9 protein-coding genes are annotated in these 15,064 nt (G+C 65.4%); 8 read left to right on the forward strand and 1 reads right to left on the reverse strand.

The features are described from left to right. Nucleotides 1-40: 40 nt before the first annotated feature. The 6 genes from IPK69_10990 to IPK69_11015 all read left to right on the forward strand — a co-directional run bounded on the left by IPK69_10990 (nucleotide 41) and on the right by IPK69_11015 (nucleotide 11,453). A complete protein-coding gene (locus IPK69_10990; GenBank protein QQS08504.1) occupies nucleotides 41-1,045 on the forward strand; it encodes a DUF58 domain-containing protein in 1,005 nt (334 codons plus the stop codon). Next, a complete protein-coding gene (locus tag IPK69_10995) occupies nucleotides 1,042-3,174 on the forward strand; it encodes a BatA and WFA domain-containing protein (protein QQS08505.1) in 2,133 nt (710 codons plus the stop codon). Before IPK69_10990 ends, IPK69_10995 begins: the two co-directional genes overlap by 4 nt. After that, on the forward strand, nucleotides 3,171-5,639 hold the full coding sequence (locus tag IPK69_11000) for a hypothetical protein (protein ID QQS08506.1): 2,469 nt from the start codon (nucleotides 3,171-3,173) through the stop codon (nucleotides 5,637-5,639). The genes IPK69_10995 and IPK69_11000 overlap by 4 nt, the downstream gene beginning before the upstream one ends. Then, entirely contained in the window at nucleotides 5,636-6,682 is a 1,047-nt protein-coding gene (locus IPK69_11005) for an ABC transporter ATP-binding protein (GenBank protein ID QQS08507.1), read from the forward strand. Before IPK69_11000 ends, IPK69_11005 begins: the two co-directional genes overlap by 4 nt. Nucleotides 6,683-6,688: 6 nt before the next feature. Further along, on the forward strand, nucleotides 6,689-8,605 hold the full coding sequence (locus IPK69_11010) for an ABC transporter permease subunit (GenBank protein ID QQS08508.1): 1,917 nt from the start codon (nucleotides 6,689-6,691) through the stop codon (nucleotides 8,603-8,605). A gap of 76 nt (nucleotides 8,606-8,681) precedes the next feature. Next, nucleotides 8,682-11,453 (forward strand): hypothetical protein, encoded by a 2,772-nt coding sequence (locus tag IPK69_11015; GenBank protein ID QQS08509.1) that lies wholly within the window; start codon nucleotides 8,682-8,684, stop codon nucleotides 11,451-11,453. On the opposite strand, the gene IPK69_11020 is transcribed toward IPK69_11015, so the two are convergent. After that, nucleotides 11,428-12,279, reverse strand: coding sequence for a class I SAM-dependent methyltransferase (locus IPK69_11020; GenBank protein QQS08510.1), 852 nt, complete (start codon nucleotides 12,277-12,279; stop codon nucleotides 11,428-11,430). The two genes, IPK69_11015 and IPK69_11020, sit on opposite strands and share 26 nt — an antisense overlap. Nucleotides 12,280-12,421: 142 nt before the next feature. On the opposite strand from IPK69_11020, the gene IPK69_11025 reads away from it, so the two are divergent. Together IPK69_11025 and IPK69_11030 are read left to right on the forward strand one after the other, a co-directional pair. Continuing rightward, nucleotides 12,422-13,108: a glycosyltransferase family 2 protein gene (locus IPK69_11025; protein ID QQS08511.1), complete on the forward strand. Its 687-nt coding sequence runs from the start codon at nucleotides 12,422-12,424 to the stop codon at nucleotides 13,106-13,108. Nucleotides 13,109-13,126: 18 nt separating this feature from the next. Further along, nucleotides 13,127-15,061, forward strand: a complete 1,935-nt coding sequence (locus tag IPK69_11030) for a glycosyltransferase family 39 protein (protein QQS08512.1) — start codon at nucleotides 13,127-13,129, stop codon at nucleotides 15,059-15,061. Nucleotides 15,062-15,064: the final 3 nt, after the last annotated feature.

The following is a 15,064-nucleotide window of genomic DNA, read 5'->3' on the forward strand; positions in this document are numbered from 1 at the left end:
CCTCGCCTTCCCTTTGTGTCCTCTGCGTTCGCCTTCTCCCATGCTCAAGAGCCTCTCCACCAAGCGTCCCCAGTCCCTCGAGGATCTGCTCCCCGGCGAGTTGATCGCGCGGCTTGATCCGCTCGATCTCCAGAGCCGAAAGGTTTTCTTCGGCAAACTCAAGGGCGAACGCCGCAGCAAGAAGCGGGGTGAGTCCGTCGAGTTCGCCGACCATCGCCCGTATGTCATGGGCGACGACATCCGGCACATCGATTGGAACATCTTCGGGCGGCTCGACAAACTCTTTCTGAAGCTCTTTCTTGAGGAAGAGGATCTCTCGCTGCATCTCGTGATCGACGCGTCGGCGTCGAGCGACTGCGGCGACCCGAACAAGTTCTTGTTCATGCAGAAGGCCGCGATGGCGCTGGGGTACGTCGGGCTCGTGAATCTCAACCGCGTCGGCGCGACGTCGATGGGCGGCTGGACGGGCGGGCGTGAGGAGAGCGACGGCGAGGAGAACGGCGTGCAGCCCTCGCTCGCGGTGGGGGCGACGATCCGCGACCTGCGCGGGCGGCGTCGCGTGCTCGATCTCTCGCGATGGGTCTGCTCGCTCCGCCCGGGCGGGGCGCTCTCGTTCCGTGCGGCGGCGGAGCGCATCACGCTGACCCGGCGCGGCAAGGGGATCATGCTCGTCTTCTCCGACTTCTTCTTCAAGGAGGGGTATGAGCAGGGGCTGCGGATGCTCGTCGGCGGCGGGTATGACGTCTTCTGCGTGCAGGTTCTCTCGCCCCAGGAGGTCGATCCCGCGGGCGGCGGGCGCGGCGGCAAGCCCGGCGACGGGATCGCGGGCGATCTTCGACTGAAGGACATCGAGGACGGCGACACGGCCGACGTCACGATCTCCGCGCCGCTCCTCAAGCGGTACAAGTCCAACCTCGCGGCATACTGCGACCAACTCCGTGAGTTCTGCCTGCGGCGTGACATGCAACTGCTGACGGTGCGCAGCGACACGCCGATCGAGACGCTCGTGCTCGATTACCTGAGGAAGCGAGGGATCGTGCGATGACGTATCTCACGCCGATCCTCGCGGGTGTGGCGGCGGCGATCGCCATCCCGTCGCTGATCATCCTGTACTTCCTGAAACTGCGCCGGCGCAACGTCGAGATCTCGACAACGCTGCTCTGGAAGAAGGCGATCCAGGATCTGCAGGCGAACGCGCCGTTCCAGCGTCTCCGCCGGAACATTCTGCTCCTGCTCCAACTCCTGATCCTGGGCGGGATGCTCTTCGCGATCGCCCAGCCGCAGATCTCTCGGATCGCGCTCGATTCGCAGCGGCACATCATCCTGATCGACCGCTCGGCGAGCATGTCGTCGAACGACGAGCCCGACGGGCGTGGCGGGTTCCGCTCGCGTCTCGACGCCGCGAAAGAGCAGGCGCTGGCACTCGTCGCGTCCTTGCGTGAAGGCTCGGCCTTTGCCACGGCGGGGGTCGGCGGCGGGGACGAGGCGATGATCATCGCCTTCGACGCGTCGGCGGCCATCCTCCAGAACTTCACCTCCGACAAGGCGCGCCTGAGCGACGCGATCCGCTCGATCCAGCCGACCGATGCGAGGACGTCGATCGAGGAGGCGTTGCGGCTCGTTCGAGCGCAGGGCAAGCAGCGCGTCATCACCGATACGGGCAGCAACAGCACCATCACGTCCGAGGAACTCTTCTCCGACGACAACGATCTGGCGCTGCACCTCTGGTCCGACGGTCGAATCTCGGATCTCTCGGCCGCCAAGCCGGGACCGGAGCGCTCGTTCGAGTATCACCAGGTCGGCAAGGCGGGGAGCGGAAACGTCGCGATCACGTCGATCCGGGCCGAGCGATCGTTCGATGATCCCAAAGAACTCTCGATCTTTGTGGGGCTTCAGAACAACGAGGCGATCGAGCGTGCGATCGATGTTGAACTCCGCGTGAACGACACGACGGCGCAGATCCGTGCCGTCCTTGTTCCGAAGGCGGCAATGCCAATCCAGGGTGGCGACGCGGCGGACGCGGCGACAGCGATCACACCCGGCGTCGGTGGCACGGTCTTCAAACTCGATCGCCCCGAGGCCGCGCTCATCCAGGTGACGCTGCGACAGCCCAGCAGTCCGGAGTCTCCGGCGGGGGATGTCTTGGCGACGGACAATCGCGCGTGGCTTGTGGTGCCGCCGGCGAAGCGGATGTCGGTCGCCCTCGTGAGCGATGGCGATCTCTTCCTCGAGTCTCTCCTGAGCGTGCTGCGACTATCCAAGGTGGACACGATGTCGCTCGCCCAGTTCGAGAAACTGGCGTCGCAGGGAAAGGCGACGGACTACGACGTGGTCGTGCTCGATCGCGTGCTCCCGAAGGTGGCTCTGACGCCAAGTGGGTTGCCTCCGGGTCGTTACATCGTCTTTGGATCGATCCCGACGGGTCCCGAGGCACCTCTGCAGACCACGGGTGAGGCCGGTTCGCAGGGCTTTCTCCACTGGAACCGCGAGCATCCGGTGCTCGATGGCGCCGACCTAGACCCCGTGAATATTGCCGAGTCGCGACAGGTCTCGATCGCTCCCGGTGGCGGGGCGATCACGCTCGCGATGGGCGACAAGGGACCGCTGATGCTTGAGGTAACGACGCCCGATACGCACGCGATCGTGACGGCTTTCCACCCGCTCGACAGCACCTGGCCGTGGAACGTGTCGTATGTCGTCGTCGGGGCGTCGATGGTTTCGTACATGGGCGAGGGGTTCGAACAGGGCGTGGCCGCGCGAATGGTGTCGCCGGGGTCGGTGATCTCCGATCGGTTGCCCTCGGACGCAAAGGACATCACGATCGACCTCCCGGGGAACGAGAAGGAGTCGCTCGCGCTCAGCCCCGATGCCCGGGTCACGTTCGGTCCCGTGGGAACATCGGGCGTGTATCGCATGACCTGGGACGGGTCGATGGGGCCTTCCGACATCACCGTCGGCGGGCGGGCGGCTCGGTATTTCACGGCGAATCTGCTCGATGGCGCGGAATCCGACACGCGCGCGGCATCGACGATCGCGCTTCCCAATAAGAACGTCGAGGCTGCGGCCAGATCGAGCAGCGATGGCAACCGCCCGCTCTGGCCCTGGATCCTTTTGGGAGCGCTCGCGATCATCATGCTCGAGTGGTTCGTGTACAACCGGAAGGTGCAAGTGTGAGCCACTCGCGGTTGATCGCGTCGTGGGTGGCGGCGGCGGTGATCGCGTTGCTCGCCGCCGCGTCGCCCTCGATCGCTCAGCGCCGGCTCGAGGTGGACATCACGCGTGTGGATTGGGGCGTCGCGGGCAAGCGGGCCGTCAGCCTCGAGTGGACGCCGATCGTCGTCCATGTGCGTTCGATGCGAGGCCCGGTCTCCGGTTTGATGACGGTGACCGCGAAGCAGGACGATCTGCACGAGGTGGCGGTCTCGACGGGGTTCTCGGCGACCATGGCGGACGACACGCCGATCGAGATTGCCATTCCGTTGTCGTGGGGACTCTCGAGCGTGGGGATCACGTTCGAGGCGGACAACCCGTGGAGGAGAAGAACGTTCGAGTTCACCACGGTCTCGAACGCGCTCACGGGTCCCGGACCACGGGCGCTTCCGGTCTTTGTTGGGCAGCGCCAGCCGAGCGTGTGGGTGGTGGAGGATGTGCGCCTCGGCGAGAAGGAGGCCGAGACTTCCGCGCCGCGGAATGGATACGTCGGCACCCCAAATCCAAAGCCTCAGCCCGTCGCGAATGACGCGAAGGCCGCGCTGGCCTCCGCCGCGGTGGTTCGTGTCGAACCGGAATCGATGCCCACATCATGGATCGTGTACCGTGGCGCGGACGTGGTGGTCGTTCGAGGCGATCTCGGCACCAAGGACGAGGATCGTGCGTCGAACGAATCGATCCGGGCCCTCATGGATTGGGTGCATTCGGGGGGCAGCCTGTTTGTCGTGGTGGACGGCGCCGGCACCGAGTGGCGACGATTCGTCGAGCCGCCCCAGAACTCCGTGAGTGCCACGCCGGTCGAGGCCCTGGAGAGCACGCCGGTCGCGACGCCGGACCGGATCGCCAAAGCGGTGGAGCGATGGAACGCCTTTGCCAGGATGAAATCGAGTGACGCCACGAGCGTGGAGGTCTCGTCCACGATCCGCGTGCGAGCGCTACGGCTGACGGATGCTGGCCGGCGCCTCGGGTGGACACTCGATGATGACGCGGTGCTCGATTCGCTCGAGGCCTCGGGTGTACGCACGGGTGCGGTGGCAACCGGCCCGGTCGGGCTGGGCATGGTCACGCTCGTGGGTTGTGATCCGACCGACGTTCCAAGGATCGTCCACTCGGGCGCCTCGGCAATGGTGTGGGACGCCCTGCTCTCGCCGACGCTCGACCACCTATGGAAGGGTCTCAACGACGCCCGTGAGAGCGGGAACTGGTATTGGGACAGTTATTCCCCGCGTGCCTCATCCGACATCCGAAGCGCCCAGGCGATTGTGAACTGCCTCGAGAGCGTCAGCGTGATCCCCCCCGTGGGGCACGGCACGTTCCTGACGCTCGGACTGGTCGTGCTCGCGCTCGGCCTGCTCCTGGGCCCGGGCGACATGCTGTGGCTGAGGTTCATGAAGTGGCGCCAGCACTGGTGGATCACGGCCTTGGGATGGATCGTGCTTGCGACCCTGGGTGCATGGTATCTTCCGAGGATCGTGCGTGCCGCGCCGAGTGCCATGTTCCGACTGACGCAAGAGGACGCGATCGTAGACGAATCCGGGAACACGCTGGTGTGGCGCGACGGCGTCACCGGCGTCTTTGCGGGGCGATACCTCCAGATGAATATCGAGGACTCGCAGGCGGGGACGTGGTGGCGCCCGGTCCAGCCTGAGGTCATGACCTGGCGTGATCCTGATCAGTCGGGGAAGGGACGACGGGTCGTCCAACTCGATCATCTCCGACCCAGCCCCGGCTCGCCCAGGCAGTGTGCGCTGGTGCCGTTCGCGATCCCCCAGTGGACGGCTCGAACGTTTGTCGATTCCGCCCCATCGGGCACAACAAGCCTCCCGGTGAAGTTCGAACTCAACAGCAGCAACGGCGACCAAACCGGCCCAATGGTTGTTGTGAAGACACGCCCGGGGTGGACCATCACCCAACCGCCCGCGCTCGAGGTTGAGAACGCGTGGATCACGTTCGCGAGCACCACGCCAATCGAGAATGGCGAAGGTCTGATCTACACCAAACCCTCCAAGAGCACGTCGCCGCCGCCAACGTCCGGGATGAATCGACAGAACAACGATTACGCGTACATGAATCTCGGCACGGTGACCTCGACCGATCTCATCGGACCTCGTGAGCGATCGCAGGCGATCGATGCCATGATCCACTCGGGCCATTGGGGCGTGATGCATCTCACGATCGTGGGCGACACGGATGGTGTCGCCATTGCTGGTCAGTCGGCCACGCGTGTGGAGCGAATCAACATGAAGACGACGCGATCGCTGCGTGTGCTTCTGCCGCTTTCCGAAGAGTTCAAGGCCGCGCTCGGACTGCCCAGTATCGAATCGGTTGACAAGAGAGACACCGGCACCTCACCCAAACCAGAGTGGATCACGTCGCCCGCCGCAGGCACACCCGGAGCCGTCGGCGAGAGCGGAGCCAACGAACCATGATCTCGACGCGCAACCTCACCAAGTCCTTCGGCTCGCTCGTCGCGCTCGACGCCCTCACGCTCGACATCGGGCCGGGCGAGATCTTCGGATTCATCGGGCCCAACGGCGCGGGCAAGTCCACCACTATGAAGATCCTCGCGGGCCTCACGAAACCCTCGTCGGGCAGGGCCTCCGTCGCCGGGCTGGATTGCGAGACGCGGATGGAGGACATCCGGCGCGTTATCGGTTACATGCCCGATTTTCTCGGGGTCTACGACGACCTCACCGTCCATGAGTATCTCGGCTTCTTCGCCGCGGCCTTCAAGATCCCGCGGGGCGAGCGCTCCAAGACCATCGACGGTGTTCTCGAACTCACCGATCTGCGTGAGAAGCGCGACGCCATGGTCGATTCCCTCTCGCGGGGCATGCAGCAACGACTCGGCGTCGCCCGCGTTCTCCTCCACGATCCCAAGGTCCTCCTGCTCGACGAGCCGGCGAGCGGCCTCGACCCGCGCGCCCGCATCGAGATGCGATCGCTCCTGCAGGAACTCGGGCGCATGGGCAAGACCCTCATGGTCTCGTCGCACATCCTGAGCGAACTCGGCGAGATGTCCACGTGCATCGGCATTATCGAGCGAGGGAAACTGCTCTACTTCGGCTCCATGGCCGACGCCTTCAAGCGCACGCGCGAACTGGGTGGGCATGAACGCGTCGATGTCCTGATCCGCGTCGAGCCGGGCGGGAACTCGGCACAGTCCATCGCGGATCGATTGACCCTGAACAATTCCATCCGCGCAGCCCGTGTCGTGAAGTCGCCGCCCAACTTTGCACTGGCCGCATCGACTCTTCCTGATGAATCGTCCTCGGCTCACGGGACCGCCGCGGAGCCGCCGCCCCTGCCCGCGGTTGAGGGCCTGGAGATCGAACTCCACCCTGGCGTCCACGATCACGGCTTCGTCATCGACGAGATCTCCAAGGCCGGCGGGCGCATCCTGCGTTTCGACGCCCACCAGATCAAACTTGAGGACGCCTTCCTGAAACTCACGACAGGAGCGCTCCAGTAGCACGCCATGCGACTCCGCGCACTCAATCCGGTCTACTGGGCGAGCCAACTCCGCAGCCCGATCTTCGCGAAGGAGGTCTATGTTGCCGGGCGGAAGTCGGGCCCGTTCCTTCAGCGGATGATCTACACGCTCGTGCTGCTGGTGATCGGCACGCTGATCTATGTAGGGATGATGTCCACAGGGCGTGGCGTACGGTCGGGGCTCGCACAACTCAGCCTGCTCGAGACGATCGCCCCGGCCCTCACCATCGGAACCGTGGCCGTCCAGGGCGTCTTCATGCTCCTCGTCCCACCGATTCTGACCTCGGCCCAACTCTGCGACGAGCGTCGCAAGGGGACGCTCTCGGCCCTGCTCACGACACCGCTCACGTCGATGCAGATCGTCCTGGGCAAACTCTTCGCCTGCCTCGTGCAGGTGATCGTGCTCGCGCTCGTCTCGCTCCCGGTGCTGCTCGCCGTGCGCGTCTTCGGCGGCGTCTCGACCGAAACGATCATAGGGTTCGAGGCGATGCTCCTGGCCTTCGCGATCAGCGGGTGCAGCATCGGGCTTGCGTGCTCGGTAAACGCGAAGACGCCGCTCCGGGCGGCGTCGATGGCGTTCGGGTGGATCGTGCTCCTGAACGGATTGCTCTCGCTGGGTGTGATGATGATCGCGGTGGCGCGTCAGGTTGGAGGATTCCCGATTGTTGAGTTCGCGATCGCCGGGTCCTGCTCCACACCGTTCGCGGTCATCCTGCTCATGACGCAACTTATGGGCGATGCCCCGCCGATGCTCGTAATGCCGGTCGTCTGGGCGAACGTGGGTTGGAATCTTTTCCTCGCGATCGTCTTCGTGCTCCTTGCGGTCGCGCGGTTCCGCAAGGCGATGCTCAAGGAGGCGACCGGGGAAGCCGCATCCGCGGTCGCCGTTGCTTCGCCGAATACCCCGACAACGTCGACGCCACAGGCATCGCCCGGCACGCCCGACCCGGTGGTGGGTGTTGCCGCGTCGGGGGTGCCCTCTCTTCCGCCGGCGATTCCTCAACCGGTGGCGGGTGTGACTCTCCCCCAGACACGCGTCAGTCGTGAGGTCGGCGACCAGCCCGTCCTCTGGCGTGAGATGCGTCAGCCGATCTTCCGTTCGAAGAAGTCGTCCATCGCCGCGGCCATCGTCGGCGTGGCGATCGTCATCTTTCTTCACGTCATGATCATGGTGAAGGGCGGCGATGAAGAGAATCACGCCATCCTCGCGACCGTCGCCGTCTGTGCCAGCGGGTTTATCTATTTCATCCTCGCCACGATCGGAACGACCGACGCTATCACGGGCGAGCGAGAGTCCCGCGCCCTCGATGTCCTGTTGACGACGCCGATGGCGCGCATCGAGATCCTTGCCGGAAAGTACTGGGGCGTGGTCCGGCGATTCACCCTCGTGCCCCTGATCTGTGCGGCGTATGTGTTTGTTGTGGCGCTGCTCTCTCCGGGCGCGCGGAGCATTCCGATCGCGATCGAACTCCTTCTGGCGATGTTCAGCGGCGTGATCCTCCTCGCGGCGAGCGGCATCTTCTTCAGCACCATCTCGCGCAGCACGACCCGGGCCGCGGTCCACAATCTCGCGTTCATGATCGGTGTCTGGGTGGTTCCCTTTGTGCTTCTCGCGATGGCCGACGCGTTTCTGGGGATTCACGACTCCGACGACGCCGCCCAAGCGCTCGCCCTTGCTCATCCCCCGGCCCATGTTGTCTGCACGCTGGTCTCGGGGTTGCACGATCGGGGATATGGGAGTTCACGCCCCCCGGTCGATCTCTTTGACATCGGAAGAGTGACGCACCTCCAGTACATCATGGTCCTCGCCGGTCTGCTCATCGTGCATGTCCTGGCCGCCGGGGCGTTGCTCGCCTGGGCCGCCCGGCTCGTGGATCGGCGCCACCAGGTGCTGGGCAAGTGACCGTATTTTGCTCGAATCGCCGGTCAATACCGCCCGTCCATTCAGCCCGGCCCGGATCCCAGCCGATAACGATTCCATGCGCCGTGCCGTCCCGCACCTGGTCCCGTTGCTCATCGTTCTGATCGCGATCCTTGTCGCGCCGCGCTTCTTGTCGGCCCAGCCGGTACCGATCGACCACGCCTCGACAGGATGGCGTCCCACCTTCGCCGGGCGTGTCGTGCGGACGTTCGACTTCGAGCAGGATGGCAAGAACCCCGACGCCGTCCCGCGATACTGGACCCGTCTCTACGACCGGGCGACCAACGACACGCCGGACTTCCCCGCGTGGAACAAGGGCGGCCTCCTCGTCTGGACGCCGACCTCCGGACTCCCTCGTCCGCCGTCGGGGGTCTCGTGCATTCGTCTCCCCACGGCCGGTGGCGGCACGCGGCTGGTCCTGGATCCCGGCGTCGTTCCGATCTTTCAGTCCGCCGACTATTTCGTCGCCGCACGCGTCCGCACGCGGGGCCTCCAGCACGCCCGGGCGCGCGTCACCGCGCGGCTGCTCTCTGCCGATTCCGTCCCGATCCAGGGAACCGAGCAATCGTCCGAGCCGATCCTCGCCGAGTCCGACTTTGTGGATGTCTACGTCGAACTCCGCGGCAACCAGCCCGGGGCGGCGTTCGTCCAAATCCAACTCGAACTCCTCCAGCCGGCACAACTCGTGCCGCAGACCTCGCCCAATCGCCACACGCTCCCCCAGGACTACCGCGGCGAGGCGTACTTCGACGACGTCAGCGTCGTCCAACTTCCCAGGCTCGAACTCGAGTCGAACGTCGAGTCCAATATCTCCTGGGAACAGTCGCCGCCGGGCGTTCGGGTGCGCGTTCGGGACCTCACGGGTGAGTCCCTCCGTGTCACGCTCACGGCCGTTGACGTGCGCGGGATCACGGTGGACCAAGCCGAGCGCGAACTTCGTCCGGGGCAGCGGTCGGTGGACTGGGTTCCCACGCTCCCCGAGCCGGGCTGGTTCCGCGTGGTGCTCGATGTGTGGAACAACGACGCCCGCGTCGGGGCGGACTATGTCGATCTCGCTTGGCTTCCGAACCGGATCGCCACCGAGGCGTTGCGTCCGGACTGGACCGCGCGTTTCGGACTGGTGGTGGACGACGCGAGCATGCCCGGCTTGCGAGCCACACGCCGCGCGAGCCAGGTCCTGGGCATCTCGAGCGTCACGATTCCCGTGTGGTCGTCAAAGACGGTGACCAGCCCTCTCGACGAGACGAATCGCGTCATCCGCGCGACGATCGATGAACTGATGAGCCAGGGCAAGCGCGTCACGATCGCGCTCCCGACCCTTCCCAGCGCACTGCCCGCGCACGAGCCGATGACGGTGATGGAGTATCTCGCCACCGAGCGCGCGAAGTGGATGCCGTTCCTCGAGAACTATCTCGATGTCTTCGGGCAGCGGGCGGCGGGGTGGCAGATCGGGCAGTCCGCCGAGGCCGACGTCCACGCCGAGCGTCTCGCGTCGGATCTTCGTCTCGTGGCCCACGCGTACCTGCCGTCGGTGGTGAAGCCGCATCTGGTTGTTCCGGCCGAGCCGAGGGTGATCGAGATCGCCGACGCCAAGGACGCCGGGGCGTTGAGCGTGCGTGTGGGTCACGAACTGATCCCCGATGCCGCCGCGGATATTGCCAGCGCGATGGAGCAACTCCCGACGCGTCCCGAGGCCGCCGCCCTGGAGACGAGTTCGATCGGTCGCGTGCTCCCCATCGAGTCTGCAGCGGCCCTTGTGCGCCGTGGCGTTTCCATGCTCGCCCACTCGACGAAGTTCCGGCTCGATCTCGTGCAGCCATGGGATGTTCCCTCGCGGCGGACCCCGGTCGCGATGCCCCGCCCGGAACTCGTTGCCTTCGCGGCGATGGCGCAGGAGTTGGGTGCGCGATCATACATTGGTGAGTATCCCGCGCCGGAGGGCGTCCGGTGCTATATCTTTGGTCCCCGCGCGGATCGCGCCGGCGACCCCGGCTTGCTCGTCGCCTGGAATCAAACGGCACCTGTTGAGAAGTCCTACGTCGAGGGCTATTTCGGCAACTTCCCCGTCGCCGTGCGCGATCTCTTCGGGAACGACCGCACGAGCGCCCTCTCGAGCGCCGAGTCGGGCCTCGTCTCGCGCATCGCGCTCTCGCCCGAGCCGATGTACATCGATGGCATCGACATCCCCCTGGCCCTCTTCCTCGCCTCGATCCGCATCGATCCCGAACTGATCCCCGCGACCAACGACCTCCACGATCACGCGATCGTCCTTTCGAACCCGTGGAACGTGCAACTCAGCGGGAAGATCAGCGTCGTGGAGCCGGGCCGCGGCCCCGACGTTGATCGCACGCTCGAGTGGCGTATCTCGCCTCGCGCCCACGAGTTTTCCGTGGCGCCGGGGCGTGAGGTGCGTCTCCCATTCACGGTCTCCTTCGGGCCCGGCGTCGAGACGGGCGACCACCAGTTCGTGCTCCAGATCGACGCCGCCGCGCGCGAGCAACTGCCGAGCATGAAAATCGTTCGCCCAGTGACGATCGGTCTGGAATCGCTCTCGCTCTCTGCAGCCGCTCGCGTGCAGGGCGAGAACGTCATCATCGAGGCCACACTCTCCAGACTCAGCGGCGAGAGCGAGGGGTACTCGCTCATCGCCCACGCGCCGGGATCGCCACGCCTCACCGCATCGGTCCCGAACCTTGCGGCGGGCGAGAGCGTCGTGCGCCGATTCGTCGTGCAGAATGCCGCGAAACGCCTGCGAGGGCAGCGCGTGATCGTGGTGGTGAACGGCCGTGAGGGAGGCGCCAGGCTCAACGCGGGCGCGACCGTCGAGTAGGCGGGCGCATCGCACGTTCTTGACTCTTCGGCTTAACGCCAAGGATCCACACGGCATACCCCGGCTCCGTGGGCATCGTGTCCACGCCATCCTGATCCACAACTCCCAGCACCGACAGCCCTGCCAGGTCCACGAGCCGACGCCATTGGTCCAGGCTATAGGTTCGCAACCAGTACGTGGAGACATCCTCGAAGACCACGCGCCCGGCGCGTGTGGAGCACGAGACATGGCTGATCACCCGCTCGCGCCGGCTTCCGAGCGTCGGCGGGATGTACTGCACCACTTGCGTCACACGCGCAGACCCGTGCCGAGCCGACCAGACGTCCTCGCTCTCCTGCTCGAATCCATACGCCGACAGGCTGAGACCCACGGCATAGATCCCACCCGCCCTGAGCACACGCGTCATCCCCCGCAGATGATCGAGCATCGTCCGGTCGGTCGCGAGATGGCGGATGGAGTTGATGAGGACGAAGGCCACGTCCACGCTGGCCGACGGCACAAGATCGCCCACACGGGCGATGTCGCCTTGCACGATTTTGGCGCGTCGAATGAGCGAAGCCTCACGCAGCCTAGCACGGGCGAAATCGAGCATCTCGCGCGAGGTGTCGATCCCGATGACCCGGGCGCCACGTGCCGCCGCGATCCGCAGGTGCCGGGCCGTGCCGCACGCCGGTTCCAGCCAGACCGCAGCCCGATGCGAGCCTGCCGCAGGCATCGCGCCGAATCGCCGGGCGAGGCGCTGGAGCGTCCGAACCTCCGCCCTGGTTCCGGGCAGGTGCAGCGCGTCGTACACGTCGGCATGTCGATACAACCCGATCGTTCCCAACAGGTCCCTCCAAGAATGCGGCCTTACGCGACCGTCTCGGTCGACGCCCGACGCACTCCTATATTGTGCCCGGAACCGTGGCGTGGCGAGGGCTCTCGTGGCTGATTCCCGAAATGGTTGATTTCCAAAGTCGAGGCCGAGCGTGAAGATCTCCGTGGTCATCCCCGCGTTCAACGAGGAATCCACGATCGTGCAGGTGATCGACGCCGTGCGCGCCCAGGGCCTCGATACCGAGATCATCGTCGTGGACGATTGCTCGACCGATGCCACGCGAACCAAAGTACAGTCCCTTGCCGATGCCGGGACCATCCGACTCATCCAGCACTCGATCAACAAGGGCAAAGGGGCCGCACTGCGGACCGGGATCGCCGCAGCCACGGGTGAGGTCGTCATCATCCAGGACGCCGACCTCGAGTACGACCCCGGTGACTATCGCAAACTCCTGCAACCGATCGAGGAGGGCCGGGCCGACGTGGTCTTCGGCTCGCGCTTTGCCGGCGGCGAGGTCCATCGCGTGCTGTACTTCTGGCACAGCATGGCCAACAAGGCCCTCACGCTCACCTCCAACATGCTCACGAATTTGAATCTCTCCGACATCGAGGTCGGCTACAAAGTCTTCCGTCGCGAGGTGATCCAGTCGATCCGGATCGAGGAGGACCGCTTCGGCTTCGAGCCCGAGATCACCGCCAAGGTCGCCCGGAAACGCTGCCGAATCTACGAGGTCGGCATCTCGTATCGCGGGCGGACCTATGAGGAAGGGAAAAAAGTGGGCTGGCGCGACGGGTTCAGGGCGCTCTACTGCATCGTCCGATACAACCTCTTCGACTAGCCCCGATCTCAACCGACCATGATCCACCGCCGCTCGCGACATCTCCTGGCTCTCCTCGCCATCGTCCTTGTGGCTCTCGTCGCGGCGGCGATTGGGGGCGGACTGCTCAAACTCGGCGTGATGTCCTCCGAGGCCGTCAAAGAAGCGATGGACAAGGCCTCGCCAGATGGCGTCGCGAGAACATTCCCCCTCGAACGCGTAGCCAAGATCGTGGAACGTTCCCGGCTCTGGGGCATCGTCTTGATCGCGTCATCGGGGACGATGCTTCTCGTGTTCATCGTGGTGCGTCGCCTGCTCGGTCGGGCCCTCGCCACGGCGATCGATGCCCTCCGTCGTGCGCCTTACCGCGTGGTGCGATGGTTGCGCGAAGAGCCGGCCCATGCCGCCCTTCTCGCGGCATTCCTCCTGATCGGCGCCGCCATCCGGGTCTCGTTCCTCTGGATGGAGATCCGAGGCGACGAGGCCGTCACCATCATGACGTTCGCCTCGCGCCCGCTCGCCTACGCCCTTTCCGACTACCCAAGCCCGAACAACCACGTCTTCTACACCTTCCTGTGCCATGTCGCGCTCCGCGTCTTCGGGTACCCGACCGGTTCCAGTGGCGAGATCTGGGCGGCCCGTTTGCCCGCGTTGATCGTCGGCGTGCTCACGATTCCCGCGCTCTATGCCGGCGCCCGATCGATCTTCGATCGTCGTGTCGCCCTGCTCGCGAGCGCGATCGCGATGGGCATGCCATATCTCGTGTACTACTCCGCCAATGCGCGCGGCTATGGGATTATTGCCCTGGCGACAGTCCTGCTCATCTCGCTCGCAACACGGGGCGTGCGCTCCAACGCCTCTCGTGCCTGGCTGTGCATCCCCATCGTGGGCACGATCGGGTTCCATGCCGTGCCCACCATGCTCTTTCCGTTCCTGGGTGTGTGCCTGTGGATCGGGCTCGAGTCGCTCGTGGCCACGCGAGGACCCGGGCGATGGTCCCGACTCGGGCGGCTCATGATCTCGGGACTCGCCACGGTCTGGCTGACGCTCCTGGCCTACATCCCCGTGCTCGTCGTCTCCGGGCCCCGGGCGCTCGTGGCCAATCGATTCATCACTCCAATGACGACGCCCGAGTTCTGGCACGAGATGGCCTTGCGTGGCGGCGACTTCCTCCGACACCTCCATGCCGGCGTGCCCTTGCCGATCGTCGCCATCATCGCGCTCGGACTTGGGGCGTCGTTCGTGGCCCACTTCTGGATCGCTCGGCACCGTGTGCCGTGGATCATCATGCTCGCCCTGGGCGCCGGAATAATCCTCCTGGTCCAACGGGCAGCGCCCTATCCCGGTGTGTGGATCTTTGTCGTTCCCGTTTACATCATGCTCGCGGCGAGCGGGCTCGTCTGGCTTGGGGACATGATCTTCCGCGATGTCGACGCGCGCGATTCCACGTCCATGGTGCTTTCCGCCGCCCTCGGCTCCGGGCTGCTCGCCTTCCTCGTCATCCGTCGCGGGCCGGAGGGCATCCGTGAGGGCGACCTCTTTGGACACGCGGAAGTTGTCGCCGAATATCTCACCCAGAACGCCCATCCCGACGATCGCTTGCTGATGGCCTGGCCGACGCTCCCCGTGCTGGAATACCACGCCCCGCGAGTCGGCCTTTCCAACGACCTGATCTCCCGCGACACGCCCGACGGCTCGCACACGCTAGTACTCATCACGACGCCCCCCGAACTCCTCAGAATGGTCGCGCCCTCGCGCGTCGATGAGGCCGCCCTCGACGACTTCAACAAGAAACTCGAGTTCCTCCACAAGTCGACGCTCTCGCTGGACCAACTCGTGCTCATCCACGACTTCGAGAACGCGAGGCTCTATCGCATCCGGCGCACGATCGGAGACGGGCCGACATCGCCTGATTCCGAGCATGGATCGGAGAGAAGCGAAGAGTCCGGGTCCAGTGCAACCCCGCTCCCGTGAATC

The organism is Phycisphaerales bacterium, from assembly GCA_016699835.1.
Lineage (GTDB): Bacteria > Planctomycetota > Phycisphaerae > Phycisphaerales > UBA1924.

Excerpts from the sequence above, each read along its gene's own strand:
- IPK69_10995 (QQS08505.1), top strand. The coding sequence starts at position 1,042 with ATGACGTATCTCACGCCGATCCTCGCGGGTGTGGCGGCGGCGATCGCC.
- IPK69_11010 (QQS08508.1), top strand. The coding sequence starts at position 6,689 with ATGCGACTCCGCGCACTCAATCCGGTCTACTGGGCGAGCCAACTCCGC.
- IPK69_10990 (QQS08504.1), top strand. The coding sequence starts at position 41 with ATGCTCAAGAGCCTCTCCACCAAGCGTCCCCAGTCCCTCGAGGATCTG.
- IPK69_11030 (QQS08512.1), top strand. The coding sequence starts at position 13,127 with ATGATCCACCGCCGCTCGCGACATCTCCTGGCTCTCCTCGCCATCGTC.
- IPK69_11015 (QQS08509.1), top strand. The coding sequence starts at position 8,682 with ATGCGCCGTGCCGTCCCGCACCTGGTCCCGTTGCTCATCGTTCTGATC.
- IPK69_11005 (QQS08507.1), top strand. The coding sequence starts at position 5,636 with ATGATCTCGACGCGCAACCTCACCAAGTCCTTCGGCTCGCTCGTCGCG.